At 72.4% G+C, this 23,683-nt stretch carries 22 protein-coding genes; 12 read left to right on the forward strand and 10 right to left on the reverse strand.

The annotated features are described in order from the left end of the window. Positions 1-90: 90 nt before the first annotated feature. On the forward strand, positions 91-1,677 hold the full coding sequence (locus tag AB0I71_RS10735; RefSeq protein WP_357583160.1) for an MDR family MFS transporter: 1,587 nt from the start codon (positions 91-93) through the stop codon (positions 1,675-1,677). 16 nt (positions 1,678-1,693) lie between these two features. On the opposite strand, the gene AB0I71_RS10740 is transcribed toward AB0I71_RS10735, so the two are convergent. Beyond that, on the reverse strand, positions 1,694-3,391 hold the full coding sequence (locus AB0I71_RS10740; RefSeq protein ID WP_357583162.1) for a tetratricopeptide repeat protein: 1,698 nt from the start codon (positions 3,389-3,391) through the stop codon (positions 1,694-1,696). A gap of 194 nt (positions 3,392-3,585) precedes the next feature. Here AB0I71_RS10740 and AB0I71_RS10745 point away from each other — a divergent pair, with 194 nt between their 5' ends. Together AB0I71_RS10745 and AB0I71_RS10750 are read left to right on the forward strand one after the other, a co-directional pair. After that, a complete protein-coding gene (locus AB0I71_RS10745; RefSeq protein ID WP_357583372.1) occupies positions 3,586-4,617 on the forward strand; it encodes an SIS domain-containing protein in 1,032 nt (343 codons plus the stop codon). Positions 4,618-4,642: 25 nt separating this feature from the next. Then, positions 4,643-6,190, forward strand: a complete 1,548-nt coding sequence (locus tag AB0I71_RS10750) for a histidine kinase N-terminal domain-containing protein (RefSeq protein WP_357583164.1) — start codon at positions 4,643-4,645, stop codon at positions 6,188-6,190. Between the two features lie 27 nt (positions 6,191-6,217). Here the strand turns inward: AB0I71_RS10750 and AB0I71_RS10755 are convergent, their stop codons facing one another. Next, positions 6,218-7,738: a glycosyltransferase family 39 protein gene (locus AB0I71_RS10755; RefSeq protein ID WP_357583166.1), complete on the reverse strand. Its 1,521-nt coding sequence runs from the start codon at positions 7,736-7,738 to the stop codon at positions 6,218-6,220. Between the two features lie 368 nt (positions 7,739-8,106). Here AB0I71_RS10755 and AB0I71_RS10760 point away from each other — a divergent pair, with 368 nt between their 5' ends. The 4 genes from AB0I71_RS10760 to AB0I71_RS10775 all read left to right on the forward strand — a co-directional run bounded on the left by AB0I71_RS10760 (position 8,107) and on the right by AB0I71_RS10775 (position 11,505). Beyond that, positions 8,107-9,798, forward strand: coding sequence for a nitrite/sulfite reductase (locus AB0I71_RS10760; protein WP_357583168.1), 1,692 nt, complete (start codon positions 8,107-8,109; stop codon positions 9,796-9,798). After that, the gene (locus AB0I71_RS10765; RefSeq protein ID WP_357583170.1) at positions 9,795-9,956 is read left to right on the forward strand and encodes a hypothetical protein; all 162 of its coding nucleotides are present in this window, start codon (positions 9,795-9,797) and stop codon (positions 9,954-9,956) included. The genes AB0I71_RS10760 and AB0I71_RS10765 overlap by 4 nt, the downstream gene beginning before the upstream one ends. Next, positions 9,953-10,717 carry a phosphoadenylyl-sulfate reductase gene (locus AB0I71_RS10770; RefSeq protein WP_357583172.1) on the forward strand — a complete coding sequence of 255 codons (765 nt, stop codon included), beginning with the start codon at positions 9,953-9,955 and terminating at the stop codon, positions 10,715-10,717. The genes AB0I71_RS10765 and AB0I71_RS10770 overlap by 4 nt, the downstream gene beginning before the upstream one ends. Positions 10,718-10,782: 65 nt before the next feature. Continuing rightward, positions 10,783-11,505: a CbiX/SirB N-terminal domain-containing protein gene (locus AB0I71_RS10775; RefSeq protein WP_357583374.1), complete on the forward strand. Its 723-nt coding sequence runs from the start codon at positions 10,783-10,785 to the stop codon at positions 11,503-11,505. A 156-nt stretch (positions 11,506-11,661) separates the two neighbouring features. On the opposite strand, the gene AB0I71_RS10780 is transcribed toward AB0I71_RS10775, so the two are convergent. Both AB0I71_RS10780 and AB0I71_RS10785 read right to left on the reverse strand, forming a co-directional pair. Then, positions 11,662-11,919 (reverse strand): WhiB family transcriptional regulator, encoded by a 258-nt coding sequence (locus tag AB0I71_RS10780; protein WP_007072794.1) that lies wholly within the window; start codon positions 11,917-11,919, stop codon positions 11,662-11,664. A gap of 445 nt (positions 11,920-12,364) precedes the next feature. Then, entirely contained in the window at positions 12,365-13,309 is a 945-nt protein-coding gene (locus AB0I71_RS10785) for a diacylglycerol kinase family protein (RefSeq protein WP_357583174.1), read from the reverse strand. Between the two features lie 42 nt (positions 13,310-13,351). Here AB0I71_RS10785 and AB0I71_RS10790 point away from each other — a divergent pair, with 42 nt between their 5' ends. Further along, positions 13,352-13,741, forward strand: a complete 390-nt coding sequence (locus AB0I71_RS10790; protein WP_357583176.1) for a hypothetical protein — start codon at positions 13,352-13,354, stop codon at positions 13,739-13,741. A gap of 41 nt (positions 13,742-13,782) precedes the next feature. Here the strand turns inward: AB0I71_RS10790 and AB0I71_RS10795 are convergent, their stop codons facing one another. Together AB0I71_RS10795 and sodN are read right to left on the reverse strand one after the other, a co-directional pair. After that, positions 13,783-14,190, reverse strand: coding sequence for an ATP-binding protein (locus AB0I71_RS10795; RefSeq protein WP_357583178.1), 408 nt, complete (start codon positions 14,188-14,190; stop codon positions 13,783-13,785). 206 nt (positions 14,191-14,396) lie between these two features. Beyond that, on the reverse strand, positions 14,397-14,801 hold the full coding sequence (gene sodN, locus AB0I71_RS10800; protein ID WP_357583180.1) for a superoxide dismutase, Ni: 405 nt from the start codon (positions 14,799-14,801) through the stop codon (positions 14,397-14,399). A 25-nt stretch (positions 14,802-14,826) separates the two neighbouring features. On the opposite strand from sodN, the gene AB0I71_RS10805 reads away from it, so the two are divergent. The 3 genes from AB0I71_RS10805 to AB0I71_RS10815 all read left to right on the forward strand — a co-directional run bounded on the left by AB0I71_RS10805 (position 14,827) and on the right by AB0I71_RS10815 (position 17,561). Continuing rightward, positions 14,827-15,219: a S24/S26 family peptidase gene (locus AB0I71_RS10805; protein ID WP_357583182.1), complete on the forward strand. Its 393-nt coding sequence runs from the start codon at positions 14,827-14,829 to the stop codon at positions 15,217-15,219. 135 nt (positions 15,220-15,354) lie between these two features. Next, positions 15,355-16,533, forward strand: a complete 1,179-nt coding sequence (locus tag AB0I71_RS10810) for an NADP-dependent malic enzyme (protein WP_357583184.1) — start codon at positions 15,355-15,357, stop codon at positions 16,531-16,533. 65 nt (positions 16,534-16,598) lie between these two features. Then, entirely contained in the window at positions 16,599-17,561 is a 963-nt protein-coding gene (locus AB0I71_RS10815) for a zinc-binding dehydrogenase (RefSeq protein WP_357583186.1), read from the forward strand. 68 nt (positions 17,562-17,629) lie between these two features. On the opposite strand, the gene AB0I71_RS10820 is transcribed toward AB0I71_RS10815, so the two are convergent. Together AB0I71_RS10820 and AB0I71_RS10825 are read right to left on the reverse strand one after the other, a co-directional pair. Next, on the reverse strand, positions 17,630-18,610 hold the full coding sequence (locus AB0I71_RS10820; protein WP_357583188.1) for a chlorophyllase: 981 nt from the start codon (positions 18,608-18,610) through the stop codon (positions 17,630-17,632). A gap of 128 nt (positions 18,611-18,738) precedes the next feature. Then, complete coding sequence (locus tag AB0I71_RS10825; protein ID WP_357583376.1) at positions 18,739-19,641, reverse strand: alpha/beta hydrolase; 903 nt, start codon at positions 19,639-19,641, stop codon at positions 18,739-18,741. Positions 19,642-19,765: 124 nt separating this feature from the next. On the opposite strand from AB0I71_RS10825, the gene AB0I71_RS10830 reads away from it, so the two are divergent. Further along, the gene (locus tag AB0I71_RS10830) at positions 19,766-19,933 is read left to right on the forward strand and encodes a hypothetical protein (RefSeq protein ID WP_210827066.1); all 168 of its coding nucleotides are present in this window, start codon (positions 19,766-19,768) and stop codon (positions 19,931-19,933) included. Between the two features lie 139 nt (positions 19,934-20,072). Here the strand turns inward: AB0I71_RS10830 and AB0I71_RS10835 are convergent, their stop codons facing one another. Together AB0I71_RS10835 and pta are read right to left on the reverse strand one after the other, a co-directional pair. Beyond that, complete coding sequence (locus tag AB0I71_RS10835) at positions 20,073-21,191, reverse strand: acetate kinase (RefSeq protein ID WP_357583191.1); 1,119 nt, start codon at positions 21,189-21,191, stop codon at positions 20,073-20,075. Further along, a complete protein-coding gene (pta, locus tag AB0I71_RS10840; protein WP_357583193.1) occupies positions 21,188-23,272 on the reverse strand; it encodes a phosphate acetyltransferase in 2,085 nt (694 codons plus the stop codon). The genes AB0I71_RS10835 and pta overlap by 4 nt, the downstream gene beginning before the upstream one ends. Positions 23,273-23,683 lie beyond the last annotated feature (411 nt).

Raw genomic sequence — 23,683 nt, forward strand, 5'->3', positions numbered from 1 at the left:
GTCGTTACCTGTCCAACTTACCGTCCGGCTAGTAAGGTGACTAGCCGGGCGGCAAGTAAGTGCGCCGCATCTCGGGGGGAGAGCTTACCGATGGTCCAGCAGAACCAGGCTGCCGTGCGACCGAATGTCCGGGTCGTGCTCTTCGGCCTGATGATCGCCATGATGCTGGCGATGCTCGACAACATGATCGTCAGCACCGCTCTGCCACGCATCGTGGGCGAGTTCGGCGGGCTCAACCACTTCACCTGGGTGGTGACCGCGTACGTGCTGGGGACCACCGTCTCCACCCCGATCTGGGGCAAGCTCGGCGATCTCTACGGGCGTAAGGCGGTCTTCCTCACCGCCGTGGTGATCTTCCTGGTCGGCTCCGCGCTCTGCGGCATGGCCGGGTCGGGCTTCCTCGGCGGTCCGGACGACGGCATGGTCCAGTTGATCGCCTTCCGGGCCGTCCAGGGTCTGGGTGCCGGTGGCCTGATGGTCGGCGTCATGGCGATCATCGGCGACCTCGTCCCGCCCCGCGAGCGCGGCCGCTACCAGGGCATGATCGCCGGGATCATGGCGATCGCGATGGTCGCCGGGCCGCTTGTCGGCGGCTTCATCACCGACCACCTCTCCTGGCGCTGGGCGTTCTACGTCAACCTGCCACTTGGCGGTGTGGCACTGGTGCTGCTGATCGCCACCATGCACCTGCCCAAGTACCGCACCGAGCATCGCATCGACTGGCTCGGCGCCGCACTGCTGTCGGTGGGCATCACCGGGATCGTGTTGATCACCACCTGGGGTGGCAACGAGTACGCCTGGGCCTCCCCGCAGATCCTCGGCCTCGCCGTGCTGGCCGTCGTGGCGCTTGTGATCTTCGGGTTCGTCGAGCGCCGGGTCCCCGAGCCGATCCTGCCGCTGCGGCTCTTCGCCAACCGGAACTTCGCCCTCATCTCGGTGATCGGCTTCCTGCTCGGCTTCGCGATGTTCGGCGCGATGAACTTCCTGCCGCTCTACCAGCAGACCGTGCAGGGGGCCTCGGCCACCAACTCCGGCCTGCTGCTGCTGCCGCTGATGTTCGGCATGTTGCTGGTCTCGCTTGTCGTCGGCCGGGCGATCACCCGGACCGGGCGGTACCGGATCTTCCCGATCGTCGGCGGCGCGGTGATGGCGGTCGGTCTCGCCCTGCTGAGCCTGCTGGACGTGGACACCAGCAAGTTCCAGTCGTCGCTCTACATGCTCGTGCTCGGTGCCGGCATGGGCTTCCTCATGCAGACGTCCATGCTGATCGCGCAGAACAGCGTGGCCCAGAAGGACCTGGGCGCGGCGAGCGGCGCCGCCACCTTCTTCCGCTCCATCGGCGGCTCGTTCGGCATCTCGCTGTTCGGCGCCATCTTCGCCAACCGGCTGGCCGGCTCGGCTGCCGGTGGCGCGTTCAGCGGTGGTGGGGAGGCCGGCGCGGCGATGAACATCGAACAGCTCAAGGAACTGCCGGCCCAGGCCCGCGAGGTGGTCCTCGGTGGGCTAGCCGACGCGATCTCGCACGTGTTCCTCTGGGCGGTGCTCTTCGCCGTCGTGGTACCGGTGCTGGCCTGGTTCATCCGGGAGATCCCGTTGCGGACGAGCAACGAACCGGAGTCCGACGGCGGCGGGCAGGAGCAGGCCGAGGCCGACCTGGCCCGGGCACCGGCCGTCTGACACCGCCCCGGCGCGCTCAGGGCGTGCCGCGCCCGCGGGTCCGCCACGGGGGTAGGAGACGACGCAGCAGGGTGCGCAGCGCGCCACGGCGCTGGCCGGCGGTCACGCCGGCCAGCGCCCGCGCCAGGGCGATGGTCTCCGGATCGAGATCCGGCGTGGCCAGCGCCAGGTGCGCCAGCGAGGCGGCGTACGGCACCGGATGCCGCCGGGCCGCCTCGGCCACCGCCGCCAGCCGCTCGGTGACCAGCGCGGCCACGTCGGGGCGGACGGCCGGGTCGACCCAGGCGGCGGTCACCAGGGCGAACAGGGCCGCCTCGGCGACCTCTGGCACCTCGCGCGCCAGCTCCACGAGCACCCGCCGCCGGGTCGAGTCCGCCCAGGGCTCGTCGGTGCGGTGGTGCAGCAGCCCGAGGCAGGTCCAGACCTGCACGCAACGCGACCACAGCGCCGGGTCCTGGCCGGAGAGCACCCGGCCCAGCGCGGTCTGCGGGGTCTCGGGCGGATGGGCCAGCAGGCCGAGCAGATCGGTCAGGTCGAGCGTGGCCAGGCCGACCGCCGCGTCGTACGCGGCAGGGGGGTGCGGCCAGGCCGGGTGGGCGAGTTCACGCAGGCGGCGAGCGGCCTCCGCCGACGGCGGGGGCGGGATGGGGCGGGCCGCCGCCGGCTCCGGCCCGTCGACGTGCCCGATGCCAGGTTGCCCGGCGATCGCGGTGACCCCGATGGTCCGTGCGACCGGCGTCAACTGACCCAGCCAGGGGCGTCCGCGGCAGCATTCGGCCAGGTCGCTGTGTTCGTGCGAGTCGTCCGGATGATCGCGGATGAAGTCCGCCAGCGCCACCAGGTGACGGACCGCACCGTCCCGCTGGAAGCGCAGCCGGTGTGCCGTGTGCACCGCGCAGTCGAAGGACGGGTTGCGGGCCAGGGCACGCTCGATCCAGACCAGCGCCTCCGCCAGCCGGCCGTGGTCGGCCAGGGTGCCGGCGATGTCGGCGTACACCGCCAGGTCGTCCGGGTCGTGCTCGACGGCGCGCCGCAACGCGGCGAGCGCCTCCCGGGTCCGGCCGGCGCTGCGCAACGCGTACCCGAGCCACACCTCACCCATCTTCGACGGCGCCGCGCGTACCCCCCGGCTGGCCCAGCGGACCGCTAGCGGCACCTCGTCCACCCGCCGGGCCAGCGCGGACGCCGTGCCCAGCAACAGAGCGTGCTCCGGGTGGACGGTGATCGCGTTGCGGGCGAGCGTGAGGTACGGCGACAGCGCCGTCCGGTTCGACGGCGGGACCGGATCGGGTACGGCGGCGCAGACCTGCATCAGCACCCGGGCGGCCTGCTCGGGTCCGAGGCGCTCCGCCAACTCGGGTGAGGTCACCCACGGCACCCCCGCCCAGTCCGCACCTGGCGCGTGTGCCGTGGCGGCGACCAGTAGATCAAGGCCCTCGGCCGGGCGGCCGGCCGCGGCGAGCAGATGCGCGCGGGCGACCACGGCGCCGACGAACGTGTGGTGCTGCAACGGGAACAGGCCGATGCCGCCGTCGCCGCTGGCGGCGGCCAGCCGGGCGAGAGTCTCGTGCACCTCGGGCAGCGTCGGTGCCCGGGCCAGCGCCGCCGCGACGTGGTCGGCGGCATGCGTCAGCTCGCCGGAATCCAGGGCCCGCCGGGCCAGGGTCAGCTCCTCCGTCGCCGGCAGCGCCCGGTCGTCCGTTCCCTCGGCCACGTGGTCCTCTCGCTCGTCGGTACCGGTTGCGCGGTGAGGTCGGGTCAGCGTAGGTGACGAGACCCAGTTTTGGTGATCCACTGCGCACTACTGCTCGTTTGATTGCTCGGAACGGTTGAAAGGTGCAAGACTGAGCATCGTTCGCGCGGCTACCGCGCAGGGGAGGAGTTTTCGTGACGCGCCCAGGTAGCGGCATGGCCGCCGACATCGACGAGCAGCCGGCCGGCTACGAGCGGTTGCTCGCCACCGAACACGCCACACCCATCGCCCGGGTGGCAGCGGTCGTCGCCGAGCGCCGACCCCGGCACGTGGTGTTCACCGCCCGGGGCACCTCGGACCACGCCGCGCTGTACGGCGCCTACCTCAGCGAGATCCGCCTCGGCCTGCCGGCCGGGCTGGCGTCGCCGAGCGCGGTGACCCTCTTCGGCGCCCGGCCGGACCTCTCCGACGCCCTGGTCGTCGGGGTCAGTCAGAGCGGCGGTTCCCCCGACCTGACGGAGGTGCTCCGGGCCGCCCGCGACTCCGGCGCCCTCACCCTCGCCGTCACCAACGCGCCCGACTCTCCGCTGGCGACCGCCGCGGAACTCTCCGTCGACATCGCGGCGGGACACGAGCGGGCGGTGGCCGCCACCAAGACCTACACGGCCGAGCTGCTCGCCCTGCTGATGCTGGTCGAGGGGATCCGGGCCGGTGACGGCGCGCTGCCCGCCGAGGAGCGCCGGGCCCTGGCCGACCTGCCCGAGCTGGCCGCCCGCACCCTCACCGACCCCGTCCCGGCGCAGCTCGCACCGCGTTACCGCTTCGCCGCCCAGCTCGTCACCACCGGCCGGGGGTACGCGTACCCGACCGCCCGGGAGGCGGCGCTGAAGCTGATGGAGACGTCGTACCTGCCGGCGTTGGCGTTCTCCGGCGCCGACCTGCTGCACGGCCCGTTGGCGATGACCGACCCGGACGTGCCGGTGCTGGCGGTGGTCGGCTCGGGGCCGGGCGGACGGTCGATGGGCGAGGTGCTGCCCCGGCTCGGCGAGCGCCGCGCCGACGTGGTGGTGGTCGGCTCCGCCGAGATCGACGGTGCCACCCGACTGGCCGTACCCGAGGTCGACGAGCGGTACGCCCCGCTGCTGGACATCCTGCCGTTGCAGCGGCTGGCGCTGGCGCTCGCCCTGACCCGGGGCGAGGACCCGGACGCGCCGCGCGGGTTGAAGAAGGTCACCGCGACGATGTGACGGTCGGCGTGGCACGCTGGTCGGCGTGTCAACGCTGCGCGATCTCGCCGAGGAGCACACCCGCCTGCGTCGGGTCGACATCGACCACCTGCACCGCATCGCCGGTGACTGGCAGTTGCTGTCCGACCTCTCCTTCGCCGACCTGCTGCTCTGGGTACCGGTGGACGGCGAGGGCAGCTTCCTCTGCGTGGCCCAGGTCCGCCCGACCACCGCGCCCACCGCCTACCAGGACGACCAGGTGGGACGGATCGTCGGCGGTCCGGAGGTGGCGCACCTGGAGGTCGCCTACCGGCAGGGACGCATCTGGCGGGAGGGCGATCCGGTCTGGTACGGCGACGTGCCCGCCCGGCACGAGGCGATCCCGGTCCGGCTGCGCACGGCCGACGGCGAATCCGGCGAGGTGATCGCGGTGGTGGGCCGGGACACGAACCTCTCCACCGCGCGTACGCCCAGCCAGCTGGAGTTGAACTACCTGACCACCGCCGACGACCTGGCGCAGATGATCGCCGACGGCACGTTCCCGCCGCCCCGGCACCCGGGCGAGACCACCTCGGCGCCCCGGGTCGGTGACGGGCTGGTGCGGCTGGACGCGGGTGGCAAGGTCACCTACGCCAGCCCCAACGCGCAGTCGGCGTACCGCCGGCTGGGGCACGCCTCGCTCCTGGTCGGTGAGGATCTGGCGGTGCTGCACCGGCGGCTGGCCGGTGACCCCCTGGAAGGCACGGACGCCGCGAACGGCATCCTCGCCGCGTTGCGCGGCGAGGCGCCGCCCCGGCGGGAGATCGACGCGCGCGGTGCGACGATGCTGACCCGGGCGCTGCCGCTGATGCCCGCCGGTGTGCCGATCGGCGCGCTGGTGCTGGTCCGGGACATCACCGAGGTACGCCGACGCGACCGCGCCCTGATCACCAAGGACGCCACCATCCGGGAGATTCACCACCGGGTGAAGAACAACTTGCAGACGGTGGCGGCGCTGCTGCGCCTACAGGCCCGCCGGGTGTCCATGCCCGAGGCGCGGGTGGCCCTGGAGGAGTCCGTACGCCGGGTCGCGTCGATCGCGTTGGTGCACGAGACGCTCGCCATGTCCAGCGACGAGGCGGTGGAGTTCGACGGGATCGTCGACCGGGTGGCCAACGCGGCGACCGAGGTGGCGGCGACCGAGGTGACCGTCGCGATGCGCCGTACCGGCACCTTCGGCGTGCTGCCGGCCGAGATCGCCACCTCGCTGGTGATGGTGCTCAACGAGTTGCTGCTCAACGCCGTCGAACACGGCTTCCCACCGGCCGACGACGACGCCCCGGTGACCACCGGGCCGGCGAAACCCGAAGTGGTGGTCTCGGCTCACCGGCTCCGCCGGATGCTGAACGTCACCGTCGCGGACAACGGCCGGGGCCTGCCGGCGGGGTTCGACGCCGAGGGCGGCGCCAAGCTCGGGTTGCAGATCGTCCGGGCGCTCGTCACCGGCGAACTGCGCGGCACCATCGAGTTGCGCCCCGGCGCCGACGGTGGCACCGAGGCGTTTCTGGCCGTCCCGCTGGCGCGAAGCGCCCCCGAGGGGCGCGGCGGCGGGTGATCCGGGACCTGAGCAGCCCGCCGACGGTCAGCCGTGCCGGGTCAGCAGGGCGAGGGTGATGCCGGGGCGCGGCCACACCTGGGTCACCGCGAAGCGGTCGCGTAGCGCGTCCCCCTTGGCGCCGGGCACGGCGGCCAGCGGATCGGCCCGCCGCCCGGCCAGCACCAGCCAGACCCGTTCGACCCCGGTCAGGCACTCCGCCGGGCTGTCGCACTCGGCGGCCCACAGGTCACCCCGGCGGTCCTGTCCCTCGACCAGCAGCGCGTCCTGCGGGGTCTGACCGCCGAGGTGATAACGCAGGCCGAGGTCGAGGAAGAGCCAGCTGTCCCGGGGTGAGTAGACCACCGCGTCACCGGGTCGCCGGCCGTCCGCGACGACCTCGGCCACCGCCCGGTAGTCCACAGTCGCACTGCGCGGCCACTCGTGGGTGCGGCGCAGGGCAGCCTGGTCGGGCAGGCCGAGCAGGCCGGTCAGGGCCACCACCGCCAGCGCGGCGGGTACCCGGGCGGCGGCGAGCGCGGCGCCGGCCAACAGGCAGCCGAAGGGCACCACGAAGACCAGGTAGCGGGGTACCCACAGGGGGACGGCGAGCCCGGCCAGGAAGAGCAGCAGCACCGGCAGCAGGACGCAACTCACCGGCAGCAGTCCTCGGCGGCCCGCCCGGGCCGCGCCGAGCGCGGCGAGTCCGAGCAGTACCCCGCCGACCACGCTGCTCTGCGCCACCCCGCCGGCCAGCGCCGCCAGGTCACCGGGGCTGGCGGCGTCCACCCAGTCGAGCTGCCGGGCGCGCTGCCCTCGGGCCAGCAGGGCCAGCGGCACCACCGCCACCGCCACCGGCACCAGAGCGGCCAACCAGTACCCGACCAACCGGCCCGGCGCCGGTGACTGCCACTTCCCGCCACCGTTCGATCCGTCACCCCGGCCATCGGAACCGGGGCCGGTCCGGGTGGCCCTGGTCGCGGTCAGCACGGCGATCGCGTGGGCGGCGAGCAGGGTGAGGGCGACCAGGTGGGTGAGCCCGAGAGCGGTGGTCGCCGCCGCGTAGCCGAGCCAGCGTCGTCGAGCGGGCCGCCGCACCGCGTCGACAAGCAGCAGCGTGCTCAGCACGGCGAGCGCGCTGGCCAGGGCGTACGGCCGCGCTTCCTGTCCGTACCGGGAGGTGCCGGGGAGCACCGCGAACAGCAGGCCGGCGAGGGTGCCGACGCGGGTGTCCCACAGTCGCTGCCCGAGGACGGCGGTCAGCCCGGCGGCCGCCGCCATGGCCAGTGCGGAGGGTAGCCGCAGTGCGGCCACCGAATCGCCGGTCGCCGCCAGCCAGGCGTGCATGAGCAGGTAGTAGGGGCCGGCGGCGGCGTCGATGGTGCCGGCCAGCCGGAACAGGCCGGTCAGTCCCCGGGTGGCGGCACTCCAGGTCGCCAGCTCGTCGCGCCACGGCTGGGCGGTGTCCAGGCCCACAAGCGTCACCAGCAGGGTGACGGTCGCCGGCACCAGCCACACCGGTACCGAGCGCAGGCGCCCGCCGCTCAGCCGGACGCCGATCCCGGCCATCGGAATCGACCTATCGGACAAATCACCCACATCGCGAGCCTGCCACACGGTGACGCTCGTAGCAGCCGGCAGCGACCGCCCGTGATGTGGGATCGGGCACGTGGTCATTGGCTGCCCCGCCCGGGGTGTGGCAGCATGACGTTCATGACTGCCGCTGTCGTGCGCCGCTTCGTGGCTCGACGCCACGTCGATTACGGCCGCGTGCGCAGCGCCATCTGTCCGGCTCACTGACGACGCCCGACCATCCCTGCCTCGGGCACGCAGCGCGCCGGCCGTGCAGAGACATCGCTGTCCACGGTCCCTCCGGGAACCGGTCGTCGCGCCCGCTCAGCCCCACCGAGGCGCAGCAGACAACGGAGGACGCCGCGATGGCAGTCAGCGAGATTCCGGCCCGCCCACCGCGGGCGCCCCGGCGCCCCCGTGGCGAGGGTCAGTGGGCGCTCGGGCACCGGGAGCCCCTCAACCCCAATGAGCGGATCAAGAAGGACGACGATCCGCTGAACGTGCGGGCCCGCATCGAGAACATCTACGCCCACCGTGGTTTCGCCTCCATCGATCCCCAGGACCTGCGCGGACGGTTCCGGTGGTGGGGCCTGTACACCCAGCGGAAGGCGGGCATCGACGGCGGGCGTACCGCCGTACTGGAGCCGCACGAGCTTGAGGACGAGTTCTTCATGCTCCGGGTACGCGTCGACGGCGGCCAGCTCGACCTGACGCAGCTGCGGACGATCGCCGAGATCTCGCGGGAGTTCGCCCGGGACACCGCGGACATCACCGACCGGCAGAACATCCAGTACCACTGGATCCGGGTCGAGGACATGCCGGAGATCTGGCGGCGGCTGGAGTCGGTCGGGTTGCAGACCACCGAGGCGTGCGGTGACTGTCCCCGGATCGTGCTGGGCAGCCCGGTGGCCGGGGTGGCCGAGGCCGAACGGATCGACCCCACGCCCGCCATCGACGAGATCGTCAAGCGGTACGTCGGCGACAAGCAGTTCTCCAACCTGCCGCGCAAGTTCAAGTCGTCGATCTCCTGGCTGGTGGACACCCCGTACGAGGCGAACGACATCGCCTTCCTCGGTGTCGATCACCCCGAGCACGGCCCGGGCTTCGACCTCTGGGTCGGCGGGGGCCTGTCCACGAACCCGATGCTGGCCCAGCGGCTCGGCGCCTGGGTGCCGCTGTCCGAGGTCCCCGACGTCTGGGCCGGCGTGGTGGGCATCTTCCGCGACTACGGCTACCGCCGGCTGCGCCACCGGGCCCGGTTGAAGTTCCTGGTCGCCGACTGGGGCGTGGCGAAGTTCCGTGAGGTGCTGGAGAAGGAGTACCTCGGCCGGACGCTGCTCGACGGTCCCGCCCCGGAGCTGCCGGAGCGGCCGATCGATCACATCGGCGTGCACCGGCAGCGTGACGGCCGCAACTACGTGGGTGCCGCCCCGGTGGTCGGTCGGGTCTCCGGAACCCAGCTCGCCCAGCTCGCGGACGTGGTCGAGGCGCATGGCAGCGACCGGGTGCGACTCACCCCGTACCAGAAGCTGCTGGTGCTCGACGTGCCGCCGGAGCGGACGGAGTCGCTCGTCGCGGGCCTGCGCGAGATCGGCCTGGAGGCCCAGCCGTCGGCCTGGCGGCGCGGCACGATGGCCTGCACCGGTATCGAGTACTGCAAGCTCGCCATCGTCGAGACCAAGGCGCGCGGCGAGGAACTGGTGGCCCGGTTGGAGCAGCGACTGCGCGACTTCGACGCGGACATCTCCATCCACATCAACGGCTGCCCCAACGCCTGCGCCCGCACCCAGGTGGCGGACATCGGCCTCAAGGGGCAGCTGGTGACCGGGCCGGACGGCCGTCAGGTGGAGGGCTTCCAGGTGCATCTGGGCGGCGGGCTCGGCATGGCCGAGGGGCGCACCGCCGGCTTCGGCCGCAAGCTGCGTGGCCTGAAGACGACAGCCGAGGAGCTGCCCGGCTACGTCGAGCGGCTGGCCGTGCGCTACCTGGCCGGCCGGACCGAGGGTGAGACGTTCGCCAACTGGGTTATTCGGGTCGACGAGGAGGAACTGCGATGAGTGGTGCAACTCGTTCCGTGCCGCTGTACTGCCCGTACTGCGGCGAGGAGGATCTGCGGCCGAGTGAGACCGGGCACGGCGCGTGGGAGTGCCACGCCTGCGCCCGGGTCTTCACGGTCCGTTTCACCGGCCTGCTCTCCCGGGCGGTGAACCGATGAGCGCCCTGGTCTCCGCCGCCGGTCTCGGCCTGGTCGGCACCGGTGCCACGGCCACCGCCGATCCGTCCCGCCGGGACCGTGACGAGCTGCGGACGCTGGCCACCCGGGCCGGTAGGGAACTGGAGGGCGCGCCCGCCCTGGAGATCGCGCGGTGGGCTGCGGAAACCTTCGGGGCCCGGTTCTGCGTGACAAGTTCGATGGCCGACGCCGTCCTCGCCCATCTGGTCTCCCGGGTCGCACCGGGGGTGGACGTGGTCTTTCTCGACACCGGGCTGCACTTCCCGGAGACCCTCGCCGTCCGCGACGAGGTGGCCCGCACGCTGCCGGTGAACGTCCGGTCCATCCGGCCGCGCCTGACCGTCGGTCAACAGGACGGTGAGTACGGACCTCGGCTGTTCAACAGGTCACCTGACGAATGCTGCCAGCTGCGCAAGGTGGAGCCGTTGGAACGGGCGCTGACCGGCTACGACGCGTGGGCCGCCGGCCTGCGCCGCGACGAGTCGCCGACCCGTGCCAACACGCCGGTGGTCACCTTCGACGAGCGTCGGGGCAAGGTGAAGGTCAACCCGATCGCGGCCTGGACGCAGGCGGACGTGGACGCGTACATCGCGCGGTGGAACGTGCCGGTCAACGAGCTGTTCCGACGCGGATACGGCTCGATCGGCTGCTGGCCGTGCACCCGGCGGACCGGGGCCGGTGAGGATCCACGGGCCGGTCGCTGGGCGATGTTCGAGAAGACCGAGTGCGGGCTGCACGTCTGACCGGAGGCGTCGGCCCGGCTGTCGACCCGGCCGACCCCGGCGCGCCCGGGCCGGACGACGATCCGCTGCTGCTGGTCGCCCACGGCAGTCGCGATCCGCGCGCTGCCGAGGCGACCAGGGCCCTCGCCCGGGCGGTCGCCGCCGCTCGCCCGGGTACACCGGTGGTGGCGAGCTGGCTCGACCACACCGAGCCCGGGCCGACGGAGGCACTGCGCGGGCTGGCCGCCGCCGGCTACTCCCGGGCGGTCCTGGTGCCGTTGCTGCTGACGGCCGCGTACCACCGCCGGGTCGACATCCCGGCGGCGGTGGCGGCCGCCCAGCAGGACGACCAGTCGATCGGGGTGCGGATCACCGACGTGCTCGGGCCGGTGGGCGGCGAGGTGGACCCGGCGCTGCTGGCCGGGTTGCGGCGGCGGCTGGGCGAGGCGCAGCCGGGCCGGTACGACGCGGTGGTGCTGGCCGCCGCGGGTACGCGTGACGCCGCGGCACGCGGGTCCGTCGGCCGGGTGGCCGCCGCGTTGGGCGCGGCCCTGAACATCCCGACCCGGGTGTCGTACGCCTCGGCGGCACCCCCGGACGCCGGTGCGGCGGTGACCCGGCTGCGGGCGGCCGGCGCGCGACGGGTGGCCGTGGCGGCCTACTTCCTGGCCCCCGGGTTGTTCCACGACTCGGTGGCGGCGTCCGCACGAGATGCCGGCGCGGTCGCCGTGGCCTCTCCGCTGACCGACGCACCGGACCTGGTGGACCTGATCCTCCGCCGGGTGACCCCCACGCCCGCCCGCCCCTGACTCCCCGTGTCCGCGCAATCTCAACTGCGGCGCGCCCTCAGTCCTGCGGTCCATCCGGGAATGCGCCTGGATCATGGAGGCGGGCCCGGGATGGACAGCAGAACGCCCCGGCGGGCTGAGCCGGCCGGGGCGTCTCGCTTCGTACGTGTGTGGTGGTCAGGCGGAGTGAGCGCGCAGCACCCGGAGGCCGCCGCGACGCTTGACAGCGCGCCGCTCCTCCTCGCTCATCCCGCCCCAGACGCCAGCGTCCTGACCGGATTCCAGCGCCCACTGCAGGCACTGGTCGGTCACGGAGCAGCGCCGGCAGACGGCCTTGGCCTGCTCGACCTGCAGGAGAGCCGGACCGGACGTCCCGATCGGGAAGAACAGCTCCGGGTCCTCGTCGCGGCAGACAGCATGGTGACGCCAGTCCATGGCGGCAACACTCCTCATTCTGGATGGGTGGCAGATGTTGCTTCTTGGTGCTTTTCCTATATGCATCCGCATTGCCGATGGTGACGGTTCGCGTCCGCCATTTCGGCAGTGCGTGAGCAGGCTGTTGGCTCCCCGGGGCCTGCTGGAAAAGCTCTACTCGCCGAGCACGTCCAGGCAATGTCCCGGTAACTCAAGTTCGCTTGTGAATACTTTCACGAACTCACACGATGTCAAGGGTGGCGCTCGGAAAAACTCCGGACGGTGAGCAAGCCCACAACCCATTTGTCCGGGTTCCAGATCTCTCCGGCTACCCGGCGTATCACAGTCGAGGATCAATATAGTACAGTCCGCCGCACATTGCTGACATTTCCGGCATCCGTCCCGGGTGTCGCAGCCGTTGCGTCGGGGGTGACGCCGGCTACCGCACCCCGGTGGTACCGGAGACCTAACAGATTACTCTGAGTGCGGCGGGAACGGAGGTGAATCTGACTTTTTCCCGCTCGCCAAGATAGTCGCCATCGAGCTGAAACGCCTGCGGACGGCTCGCGACCAGCGTGAACTCGGCCACGTCGTGCAGCCGCAGCACCTTGCGACCGCGCGGATCGGGTGTCGAAGAGAAGAATTGCGTCACGGTGCGTGTCGTACTGGCAACGCCGAGCTGGCGCAGGGCCATCACATCGAGGCCGAGGTCGAACGACGCCTCCGGGTTCGGGTTGACCTCCCGATCCCCGACGTACGTCCACGGCGCGGTGTTCTGCACGATGATCGTGGCCAGCTCGCCCTCGGTCACCTCGCCCGGGCGCTCCAGCTGGATCGCCGGATGCCGTCGCTCGTTGCCCAACAGGAACTGCGCGGTGAACGCCCGGAAGTAGAGCGAGGGGGAGGAGACACGTCCCCGGCGGCGAGCTTCCTCGACCCGGTGGATCACCGACGCGTCGAGCCCGAAGCCGGCGCAGAAGGTGAAGTAGCGGTCGTCGGCCAGGCCCAGACCGATCGTGCGGTGCCGGCCCAGCCGCAGGCCCTCCAGGATCATGCTGGCGCCCTCAGGCCACTCCCGGGGCAGGCCGAGCGACCGGGCGAAGACGTTCGTCGAGCCGCCCGGGACGGTGGCCAGGGCCGGCAACCGGTCGGCGGTCGGCTCGGCACCACCCGCGGTGGTCGCCGTCATCAGCCCGTTGACCACCTCGTTCACCGTGCCGTCGCCACCCAGGGTGACCACGGCGTCGACACCTTCCTCGGCGGCCTCCCGGGCCAGCGTGGTCGCGTGGCCGCGCTGGCGGGTGTAGCGCACGGAGAGGTCGACCTCACTGCGCAGCGCTCGGACGAGCACGTCACGCGCGCGCTCACTGGTGGTGGTGGCCTTCGGATTGACCAGCAGGACGGCCCGCATGGGCGGCACAATACTCCGCGCCGGCACCGGTATCGTGACCGCGTGACAATCGACTCCGACCCGACCCCCGTCACGCTCCGTTGGGCGGTCCGGCTGCTGCGCGGTCAGGCGGTCGCGGTCGGGCTGGTCGCCGCCTGGCTGATCTTCGCCGACCTGACCGCCACCACCACCGACCTGACGTCGGCGCTGCTGGTGACGGCCTTCGCCATCGGTGTCGCGGTCGTCCTCTGGGTGCTGGGCGGTGCCTTGCTCCGGCGGCGGTCCGGTGCCCGCGCGCCGGCCATCGTGCTCCAACTCATGCTGCTGCCGATCGGCTGGTTCATGATCCAGGGCGGGCTCGGCTGGCTCGGCGTACCGCTGATCGCCCTCGGCGTCGGGGTGACCTGGTTGCTGGTGAGCCCGCCGACCACCCGCGCGCTGGGCTTCGAGTGAGCTGACCCGCGCGCCCGGTCAGTGAGCCGAACCGGGCCGGGTCACCAGCCGGAGGCGCGCCGGGTGAGCAGCGAGATGGTCGCCCGGCCGTCGGCCGCTCTGGCACCCGCCGACGTGGTCAGCGCGGTGAGCACCTTCCACGCGAACGACGACTCCGCCGGCAGCCGGGCGCCGGGCATCGTCGGCACTGTCACCTCGACGGTCAGTGCGTCCTCGGTGACCGAGAAGCGGCAGTCCAGTTCGGCATCCCGCGCGGCGATGGCGAGCAGCATCGCGCACGCCTCGTCGACGGCGATGCGCAGATCCTCGATCTCGTCCAGGGCGAACTGGAGGCGGGCCGCGAGGCCGGCGGTGGCGGTACGCAGAACGCTCAGGTATCCGCCGTCCGCGGGCACGGTGAGGTGCACGATGTCGTCATCGGTCGTCGGCTGGCCGGTCAGTTGAGTCACCACTCATCCCCCCGGTCGGGGACTCTACCCGCTCGGGCCGCCGCGCGGTTGATGACGGTCAGCGCGGCGGCCGGACGGCATCGGTGGACCGGACAGCATCGCCGGGACGGGAAGCGAGGGGCCACAACGCGTCGGCGGTCGGCGCGTCCGCAACGGGACACGCCGACCGCCGAGCACGATGAACCGGCTTCAGCGCGCCTGCGGCATCAGGCCTGCTTGGTCTCCCAGAAGATCTTGGAGATCTCGTCGATCTTCTGGAGCAGTTCGTCCGCCTTGGTGGGGTCGGTGGCGCCCTTGGCACCGGCGGCACCGGCCAGCTTGGTGGCCTCGTTGAACAGCTGGTGCAGGTGCGGGTACTTCTCGAAGTGCGGCGGCTTGAAGTAGTCGGTCCACAGCACCCAGAGGTGGTGCTTGACCAGGTCGGCCCGCTGCTCCTTGATCAGGATGGCCCTGGTGCGGAACTCCGGATCGGTGTTGGCCTGGTACTTCTCGCAGATCATTTTCACCGACTCGGCCTCGATGCGGGCCTGCGCGGGGTCGTAGACGCCGCAGGGCAGGTCGCAGTGGGCACTGGCGCTCACGCGGGGCGTAAGGATGCGTGGAAGTCGCATCGGGATCCTCCATGGGAAGTTTGCGATGATCCAAGACGACATTACTCCTGGACGGTGGTCCCCGAGGCCGCTGGAGGTGAAACCCGTGCCCGCACCCCGGCTGCGGTGGCAACTGTCGGCCGTGCTGGTGACCGGTCCCTCCATGTCACCCACGCTGCGCCACGGTGACGCGGTGCTGGTACGCCGGGGTGGCCGGGGGATCCGACCCGGTGACGTGGTGATCGCGGTGTTCCGCAGCCGACCCGACCTGCTGGTGGTCAAACGCGCGGTCCGCCCCGTCGACGGTGGCTGGTGGCTGTCCGGGGACAACGACCTGGTCACCGACGACTCCCGGGCGTACGGCGTGGCTGACGTGCAGGGCCGGGTGCTGGCCCGGTACTGGCCACGGCCGGGCCGGGTGCCGCCAAGACCGTTATGAACCTGCTCACATACTGGACCCCGGGGCGTGACTATGCTCGGAAGTGCCCGGGTGACCCCCCGCACCGCCGCCGCTCGCTCGCCTCACCGTGCGCCCGACCGGCCGGCCCAGCTGCTCGATCATTCTGGAGTCACCATGTCTTCGTCCACCGTGGACCCTGCTGATCCCGTCTTCCAACTGCACCGGGGCGGCAAGATGGCCGTCGTCTCGACCGTGCCGCTGACCAGCCGGGACGACCTCTCCCTCGCGTACACCCCGGGTGTGGCCCGGGTCTGCGAGGCGATCGCCGCCGACCCGGCCCTCGCCCACGACTACACCTGGGCCTCGCGCGCCGTCGCGGTCGTCACCGACGGCTCGGCCGTACTCGGTCTCGGCAACATCGGACCGAGCGCCGCGCTGCCGGTGATGGAGGGCAAGGCCGTACTGTTCAAGCAGTTCGGCGGGGTCGACGCGGTACCGGTCTGCCTGGCCACTCAGGACGTCGACGAGATCGTCGCGGTGGTCACCGCGCTCGCGCCGTCGTTCGGTGGCATCAACCTGGAGGACATCAGCGCACCCCGGTGCTTCGAGGTGGAGCGGCGGCTCGACGAGGCGCTGGACATCCCCGTCTTCCACGACGATCAGCACGGCACCGCGATCGTCGTGCTGGCCGCGTTGCGCAACGCCGCGACGCTGCTCAACCGCAAGCTCGGCGACCTGCGGGTGGCCGTGAGCGGCGCGGGGGCGGCCGGTGTGGCGGTGACCAGGATGCTGGTGGCCGGCGGCGTGGACCCGGAGCGCGTGGTGGTCTGCGACTCCCGGGGCATCATCTCCCGGCAGCGCACCGGCCTCACCGGGACGAAGGCCGAACTCGCCGAGCTGACGAACGCCGACGGCCGGCAGGGCGACGTCACCGAGGCGCTGCGCGACGCCGACGTGCTGATCGGGGTCTCCGGCGGGCTGATCCCCGAGCGGGCGGTGGCCGGCATGGCCCCGGGTGGCATCGTGTTCGCGCTGGCCAACCCCACCCCGGAGGTGGACCCGGAGGTGGCCGCCCGGCATGTCGCGGTGGTCGCCACCGGTCGCAGCGACTACCCGAATCAGATCAACAACGTGTTGGCCTTCCCGGGCGTGTTCCGGGGGGCCCTCGAGGCCCGGGCCTCCCGGATCACCGACGCCATGAAGGTCGCCGCGGCCGACGCGATCGCCTCCGTGGTGGCCGAGGCGCTCACGCCCGACGCCATCGTGCCCTCGCCGCTCGACCCACGGGTGGCGCCGGCGGTGGCCGACGCGGTCGCCGAGGCGGCCCGCCGGGACGGCGTGGCTCGCGCCTGAGGTGTGAGAAGGGCCCTGCCCACGCACGGACAGGGCCCTTCTTAACGGGCGCTCAGCTTGTTACGGTGCGGATCATGCGTGCCGCCTTCGCCTCCCGATTCGACGACGCCGACCCGCTCGCCGCGCTCACCGTCGGTGAGCAACCCGAGCCGAGCCTGCCCGACGACGACTGGGTGACGCTGCGCGTCACGGCCAGCTCGCTAAACCATCACGACCTCTGGTCACTGCGCGGCGTCGGGCTCCGTGCCGAACAGCTGCCGATGATCCTCGGCTGCGACGCGGCCGGAGTGGACCCGGACGGCAACGAGGTGGTCGTCTACCCCGTGGTGCCGACTCCGGGCGACCCGCGCGGAATGTCCATCCTCTCCGAGCACTTCCCCGGCACGCTGGCGGAGCGGGTGGCCGTACCCCGGTGGAACCTGCTGCCGTTGCCGGCGGGGCTTTCGGCGACCGACGCGGCGTGCCTGCCGACGGCCTGGTTGACGGCCTGGCGGATGCTCACCACCAAGGGCCGGGTCGACGACGCCGAGGCCGTCCTGGTCCAGGGCGCCGGGGGTGGCGTGGCCACCGCGGCCGTCGCGCTGGCCGCCGCGATGGGCAAGCGGGTGTACGCGACCAGCCGCGACGCCGCGAAGCGTGACCGTATCGCCGGGCTGGGCGCGACCGCCCTGGAACCTGGCGCGCGGCTGCCCGAGCGGGTCGATGTGGTGATCGAGACGGTCGGTGCGGCCACCTTCGACCACTCGTTGAAGTCGGCCGCCCTGGGTGCCCGGATCGTGGTCTCCGGTGCGACCGCCGGCCACGAGCCGACCGTCAACCTGCGCCGGGTCTTCGCCATGCAGCTGGAGATCCTGGGCACCTCGATGGGTACCCCGGACGAGTTGGCCGCCCTGTTGACGTTCTGCGCCGAACGGGGGGTGCGCCCGGTGGTGGACAGCGTCGTGCCGTTCAGCCGCGTCGGCGACGCCTTCGCTCGCCTGCACTCCGGAGACGTCTTCGGCAAGGTGGTCGTCGACCACACCGCGTGAGACCGGGACCGCCAGGATCCGTGCCGCCGACGGAGGGTGTCGCCGCGCCGGCCGGGTGAGGCGGTCGCTCACAGGTTGTCGTCCAGGGTGGCGACGTCGTCGCGGGAGGCCGCGGTGGGGATGCGCTTCCGGGCTTCGGCGTCGCCGTAGAGCGTCCACCGCAGGAACTCGGTGGTGGTGTCGGCGACCACCCGTAGCGGGACACCCTCGCCGCGCAGCAGGGCGCGGCCGTGGTCGCCGTCGGGCAGGCTCAGCATCGCCTTCGGCCACGGCACCTTGTCGTACACGGCCTTGCCGGCGGCGTACTGCACCACCTCGTCGGCCTCGCCGTGCACGAACAGCTGCGGGGCGGCGGCACCGGCGAACGCGGTGCCCACCCCGAGGGCGGTGCCGGCGAAGACGATTCCGGCCGCCAGCCGCTCGTCGCGGCCGGCGGTGAACAGCCCGATGGTGGTCACCGCACCTGCCGAGTGGCCGGCGGCGGCCACCCGGTCGGTAGCCAACCGCCCGCGTAGCGGGTCACCGTCACGGGCGTCGAGGGCGAGCACCCGGGTCAGCGCGTACGACACGTCGGCCGGCTGGTTGAGCACGTCGAGCACGTTGTTGTCGTCGCCGCCGCGGGAGGTTTTCGGGAAGGTCGGTGCGGCGACCACGAAACCGGCCGAGGCCCACCGGGTCAGCAGCGCCTCGTAGTCGGCGGGACGGCCACCGAGGCCGTGGCTGAACATGATCACGGGAAACTTCCCGTCGGCGGCGTCAGCACCGCTGGCCGGCTTCCCGCCGGCCCGGCCGGCCGCCGGGTACCAGACTGTCACCGGCAGCGGCCGGTCGCCGTCGCGGTTCAGCTTCAGTTGCCGGACGCCGAGCGCGAAGGTGTCCTCCGGGGCGCTGCCGGCGGGGATCGCCGGTGCGGACGGCGCGGCAGAGGCGGTGGCCTGTGGTGTCGGCGCACCCGCCCCCTCGCTGGGTTCACGGTCGGTGGAACACCCGACCAGAGCGCTGGCGAAGAGGCTTGTGGCGACCAGAACGGAGGCGGCGCGACGGGACATGACTCCGATTGTGCCCGGCCCGATCTCCGACACCGTCGTTCCGGTCGCGTCGATCTTGCACTTCCGGTCGGGCAAATGTCGGTTTTGATGATGATTGTCGAGACAAGAAGTGCAAGATCGCGGGGGGTCTAGGGCGGTGGGCGGGTCTCGAAGGTGGTGACTGTGGGGAGGAGGGCGCGGGTGGGCAGCCGGCGGGCGGCCTCCCGGTCGCCGTAGAGGGTCGACCGCAGAAAATCGGTTGTGGCACCGAGCACCTGGGCGAAGCCCGGCCGGCCGGGGGTCAGATACTCACCATGCCCCTGCCCGAGCAGACTCAGGAAGGCGGCCGGGCCCGGCGTACGGCGGTAGGCGGCCTGGCCGACACTCATCGGGACCACCGGATCGGCGGTGCCGTGCACGAAGAGCATGGGGGCGGGTGCCCCCGCAAAGCTGCCCGCCATCCCGCCACCGGCGATCACGATGCCGGCCCGCAGCCGGGTCGGATGTCCCGCGGTGAACATGCCGGCCGTGGTGAAGCCGCCGGCCGAGTGGCCGGCGGCGGCCACCCGGTGCAGGTCGAGATGGCCGGCGAGCGGATCGTCGGTACGACCGTCAAGTCGGACCAGGTACCGGATCAGGCGCCAGCCGTCCGCCGGCTGATGGCGGACGTCGGCCCGGGAGAACCGGGCCGCGCCCCGGCGGGTGTGCGGGTAGGTGGGCGCGGCCACCACGAAGCCGGCGGCAGCCCACCGGGCCGTCAGCCCGGAGTGCAACTCCGGGAGACTGCCAAGGCCGTGGCTGTAGACGACCACGGGGAACCGCCCGTCGGCCACCCGGGTGCCCTGCGCCGGATACCACACGGTGACCGGCAAGGGACGCGCCGAATCCGGGTCGACGGTGAGCGTTCGGACACCTACCGCGTACGGCACCCGGGGTGCCGGTCGGGTCGACATCGGCTGGGCCGCCGTCTCGCCCGGCGTCGCGCAACCGGTCAGCCACGCCATCAGGCACACCGTCAGCAACGCCGTCGGTGCGGTCAGTCGCCGCCTGATCTTCACGGCATCACGGTAGATGGCCAGGGCATCTGTCGGGGTGCGGTCGGCCGGTGCCGGCCCCGGCGGCGCGTACCGGTGTACCGGGCACTGCGGCTGGACCGGTTTCGCTAAGGTTCCCGGCATGGCTGAGAACTACACCGACCCGAGCGGCAACACCGAGGCGTTTCGCGCCTTCGCCAACCCGGAGGCTGCTCCGGCCGAGGCGGCGTCCCGCACCGGTCTGATCATCGGGGCGGCCGTGGTCGCCGCCGTGCTGCTCGCCCTCGCCACCTGGCTCGCCTTCGGCTGACCGGGTCGGCTCGCCGGGCCGACGCCGTGGGCTGCCGCGCGCCGGCTGCCACCGCCCGGCGTCCAGGGCTCCCGCCCGGGCGCTGGCAGACAGTCCGGGTTCCGGGTCCGCCGGTACGAACGCCGGCCAGCCGCCGTTGTCAGCCGGCGGCCGTGACCACCGCCCGGGCGGCCCGGGCTATCTCCCGCTCCTCGTCGGTGCCGATGACGCAGACGGCGACCTCCGCGCCGTCCGGCGAGATGAGCCGGTCGCCGCTGCCCGCGTTGCGGTCCGGGTCGACGGTGATGCCGAGCCGGTCCAGTCCGGTCAGTGCCGCCGCGCGTACCGGTGCCGCGTGCTCGCCGACGCCAGCGGTGAAGGTGACCGCGTCCACCCGGCCGAGCAGCGCGTAGTACGCGCCCACGTAGCCGGTGATCCGGCGGCAGTAGACGTCGAAGGCCAACGCCGCGGCGCCGTCGCCGGCCGCCCGCCGGGCGAGCAGTTCGCGTACGTCGTTGACCCCGCTCAGCCCGAGCAGGCCACTGCGGTGGTTCAGCAGGTCGTCGATCTCGTCGACGCCCAACCCGCCCTCGCGGCGCAGGTGGAACACGATCGTCGGGTCGAGATCACCACTGCGGGTGCCCATCACCAGGCCCTCCAGCGGCGACATGCCCATCGAGGTGGCGACGCTTCGTCCGCCGGCCACCGCGCACGCGCTGGCGCCGTTGCCCAGGTGCAGCGTGATCGTGTTGATCTCCTCGTACGGGCGGTCCAGCAGTTCCGCCGTGCGCCGGGACACGTACGCGTGGGAGGTGCCGTGGAAGCCGTACCGCCGGATTCCGTACCGCTGCGCGACGTCGCGGTCGATCGCGTACGTGGCTGCGGAGTCGGGCAGCGTGTGGTGGAACGCGGTGTCGAAGACGGCGACCTGCGGCACTCCCGGGAGGGCCTGGCGGGCCACCTCGATGCCGGCGAGGTTCGCCGGGTTGTGCAGGGGTGCCAGCGGCACCAGGTCGGTGATGGCGGCCAGCACGGCGTCGTCGACAAGCGTCGGCGCGGTGAATCTCCGGCCGCCGTGCACCACCCGGTGACCCACGACTGCGAGGTCGGTCAGGTCCAGCTCGTTCAGGAACTGCCGGATCGCGCCGGCGTGGTCGCGAGGCCCACCGCCGGGTTCACCGATCCGTTCGACGGTGCCCTTGTCCAGTACCCGGTCGCCGTCGTACAGCCGGTACTTGATCGATGACGACCCGCTGTTGAGCACCAGCACCTTGCTCACCGGGGCACCTCGCTGAGTGCGGCGGCCTGGATGGCGGTGATCGCCACGGTGTTGACGATGTCCGGCACGGTGGCCCCCCGGGAGAGATCATTGACCGGCCGGCGCAGACCCTGCATGACCGGCCCGACGGCCACCGCTCCGGCGGAGCGCTGCACCGCCTTGTAGGTGTTGTTGCCGGTGTTCAGGTCGGGGAAGATGAAGACCGTCGCGCGACCGGCGACGGCGCTGCCCGGCAGTTTGGTCGCCGCCACGGCCGGATCGATGGCCGCGTCGTACTGGATCGGCCCCTCGACGGCCAGTTCGGGCCGGCGCTGGCGGACCAGCGCGGTGGCCGCCGCGACCTTCTCCACGTCCTCGCCCGCGCCAGAACTACCTGTCGAGTACGACAGCATCGCCACCCGGGGCTCGATGCCGAAGCGGGCCGCCGTGTCCGCCGAGGAGATGGCGATGTCGGCGAGCTGGGCGGCGTCCGGATCCCGGTTGACCGCGCAGTCGCCGTAGACCAGCACCCGGTCGGCGAGCAGCATGAAGAAGACGCTGGAGGCGACGGAGACCTCCGGCATGGTCTTGACGATCTCGAAGGCCGGGCGGATGGTCGCCGCAGTGGTGTGCGTGGCGCCGGAAACCATGCCGTCGGCGTGGCCCGCCCACACCATCATGGTGCCGAAGTAGTTCGGTTGCGCGACGATGTCGTGCGCCAGTTCGGCGGTGACCCCCCGGTGCGCGCGCAGCTTCGCGTACGCCTCGGCGAACTCGTCGCGCCACGGGCTGCTCGCCGGGTCCACCACCCGGGCCTCGCCGATGTCCACACCCAACTCCCGGGCGCGCCGGGCGATCTCCTCGGGGCGGCCGAGCAGAGTCAGGTCGGCCACCCCCCGACGCAACAGGATCTCGGTGGCGCGCAGGATCCGTTCCTCGGTCCCCTCGGGCAGCACCAGGTGCCGCCGTCGGGCGCGGGCGCGGTCGATCAGGTCGTACTCGAACATCAGCGGGGTGACCCGCGCGGAACGGCTGACCCGGAGCCGGCCGGCCAGCTCGACGGTGTCCACGTGCGCCTCGAAGGCGCCGAGCGCGGCCTCCACCTTCCGTGGGTTCCCGGCGCTGGGCCGGCCCTCGATCCGGCTCGACGCGGCCACCGTGTGGTAGCTGTCGCTGGTCACCGACAACACCGCGAGCCGGGCGTTCAGCGCCTCCACCAGACGCATCGCCCGGGGGTCGGGCGGCACCCCGAGGGTGAGCACCAACCCGGCCAGCGACACCTGACCGGCGACGTGTGCGGCGCTCGCCGCCACCAGCAGGTCGTCCCGGTCACCCGGCATGATCAGCAGCGCGCCCTCGGTCAGGTGCTCCAGCAGGGTCGGCACGTGGGCCGCACCGACGACGTAGTCGAGCACGTCGCGGGCGAGCGCCGTCTCGTCACCGGCAAGCAACGTGGCACCCAGTGCCCCCGCCACCTCCGCCACCGTCGGCGCGGACACGCTCGGCACCTCCGGAATGGCGTACGCGGGGACCGGCAGCCGGGGCAGCGCCATCGCCCCGGGAACCCGGTTGGCCAGCACCGCGAGCACTGTCGCGCCGAGGTCGGCGAGGTCGTGGTAGGCACCCCGGGCGGCGGCGGCGATCGCCGACGGCTGCTGTCCGTAGCCGTCGACCACCGGTACCACCACGCTGCCGAACTCCGTGGCCAGCCGGGCATTGAAGGCCAGTTCGCGCGGGCCGGCGGTGTCACCGGCGGCGGCGAAGTCACTGCCGACCACGACCATGGCGGCGAACCGCCGCTCCAGATCCCGGTAGCGCTCGACGATCCGGGAGATCAGTTCCTCCCGGCGGCCGTCGGCGACCAGGGCGGTGGCCTCGGCGTACGTGGTGCCGTGCAGGTCCGCCACCGGCAGCCCCACCCGGTAACGCTCGCTGAGCAGGGTGAGGATCGGATCGGGACGATCCTGCGCGACAAGCGGACGGAACACACCGATCCCGCCGACCTGCCGGGACAACAACTCGGCGAGGCCGAGGGCGATTGTCGACTTCCCCCCGCCCGAGCCGACACTGGTCAGGTAAACGCTCCGGGCCACGGCACTCACGCTACAAGATCAGGGTTGTTCCCGCGTGGGTCCTCGGACCCGCCCACCCGGGCCGTCCGGTGTCCGCGCGTCCGGTGTCCGCGCGTCAGGCGGGCGAGGGCGTGCGCGAGCAGCGGCTCGGCCAGGAAGATCTTTATTTCGGCCCGACCGACCACCGGCGGGAGCCGGACCGTTGGGTCGCGGCGACCGCCGGCACGAGGGCGACCGGTCCGTTTGACCTGCTCGCGGCGGGTTTCGGCGGGCCCGGCAAGCCGGGTCGACGCAGCGCCTCGCCCACCGGTCGAGGTGATCCTCACCCTCCGCGAGCCGGCGCTCACGCCGGTGGCGACAGTCGCTCGGCAAACTGGGATTCCCGTCGCATCGCCGGGCTCCGCGAACAAGCCGAGAATTGCTCACTCCTAGACTCCGGCC

This window comes from Micromonospora sp. NPDC049891, assembly GCF_040660295.1.
In the GTDB taxonomy this organism is placed as follows: domain Bacteria; phylum Actinomycetota; class Actinomycetes; order Mycobacteriales; family Micromonosporaceae; genus Micromonospora.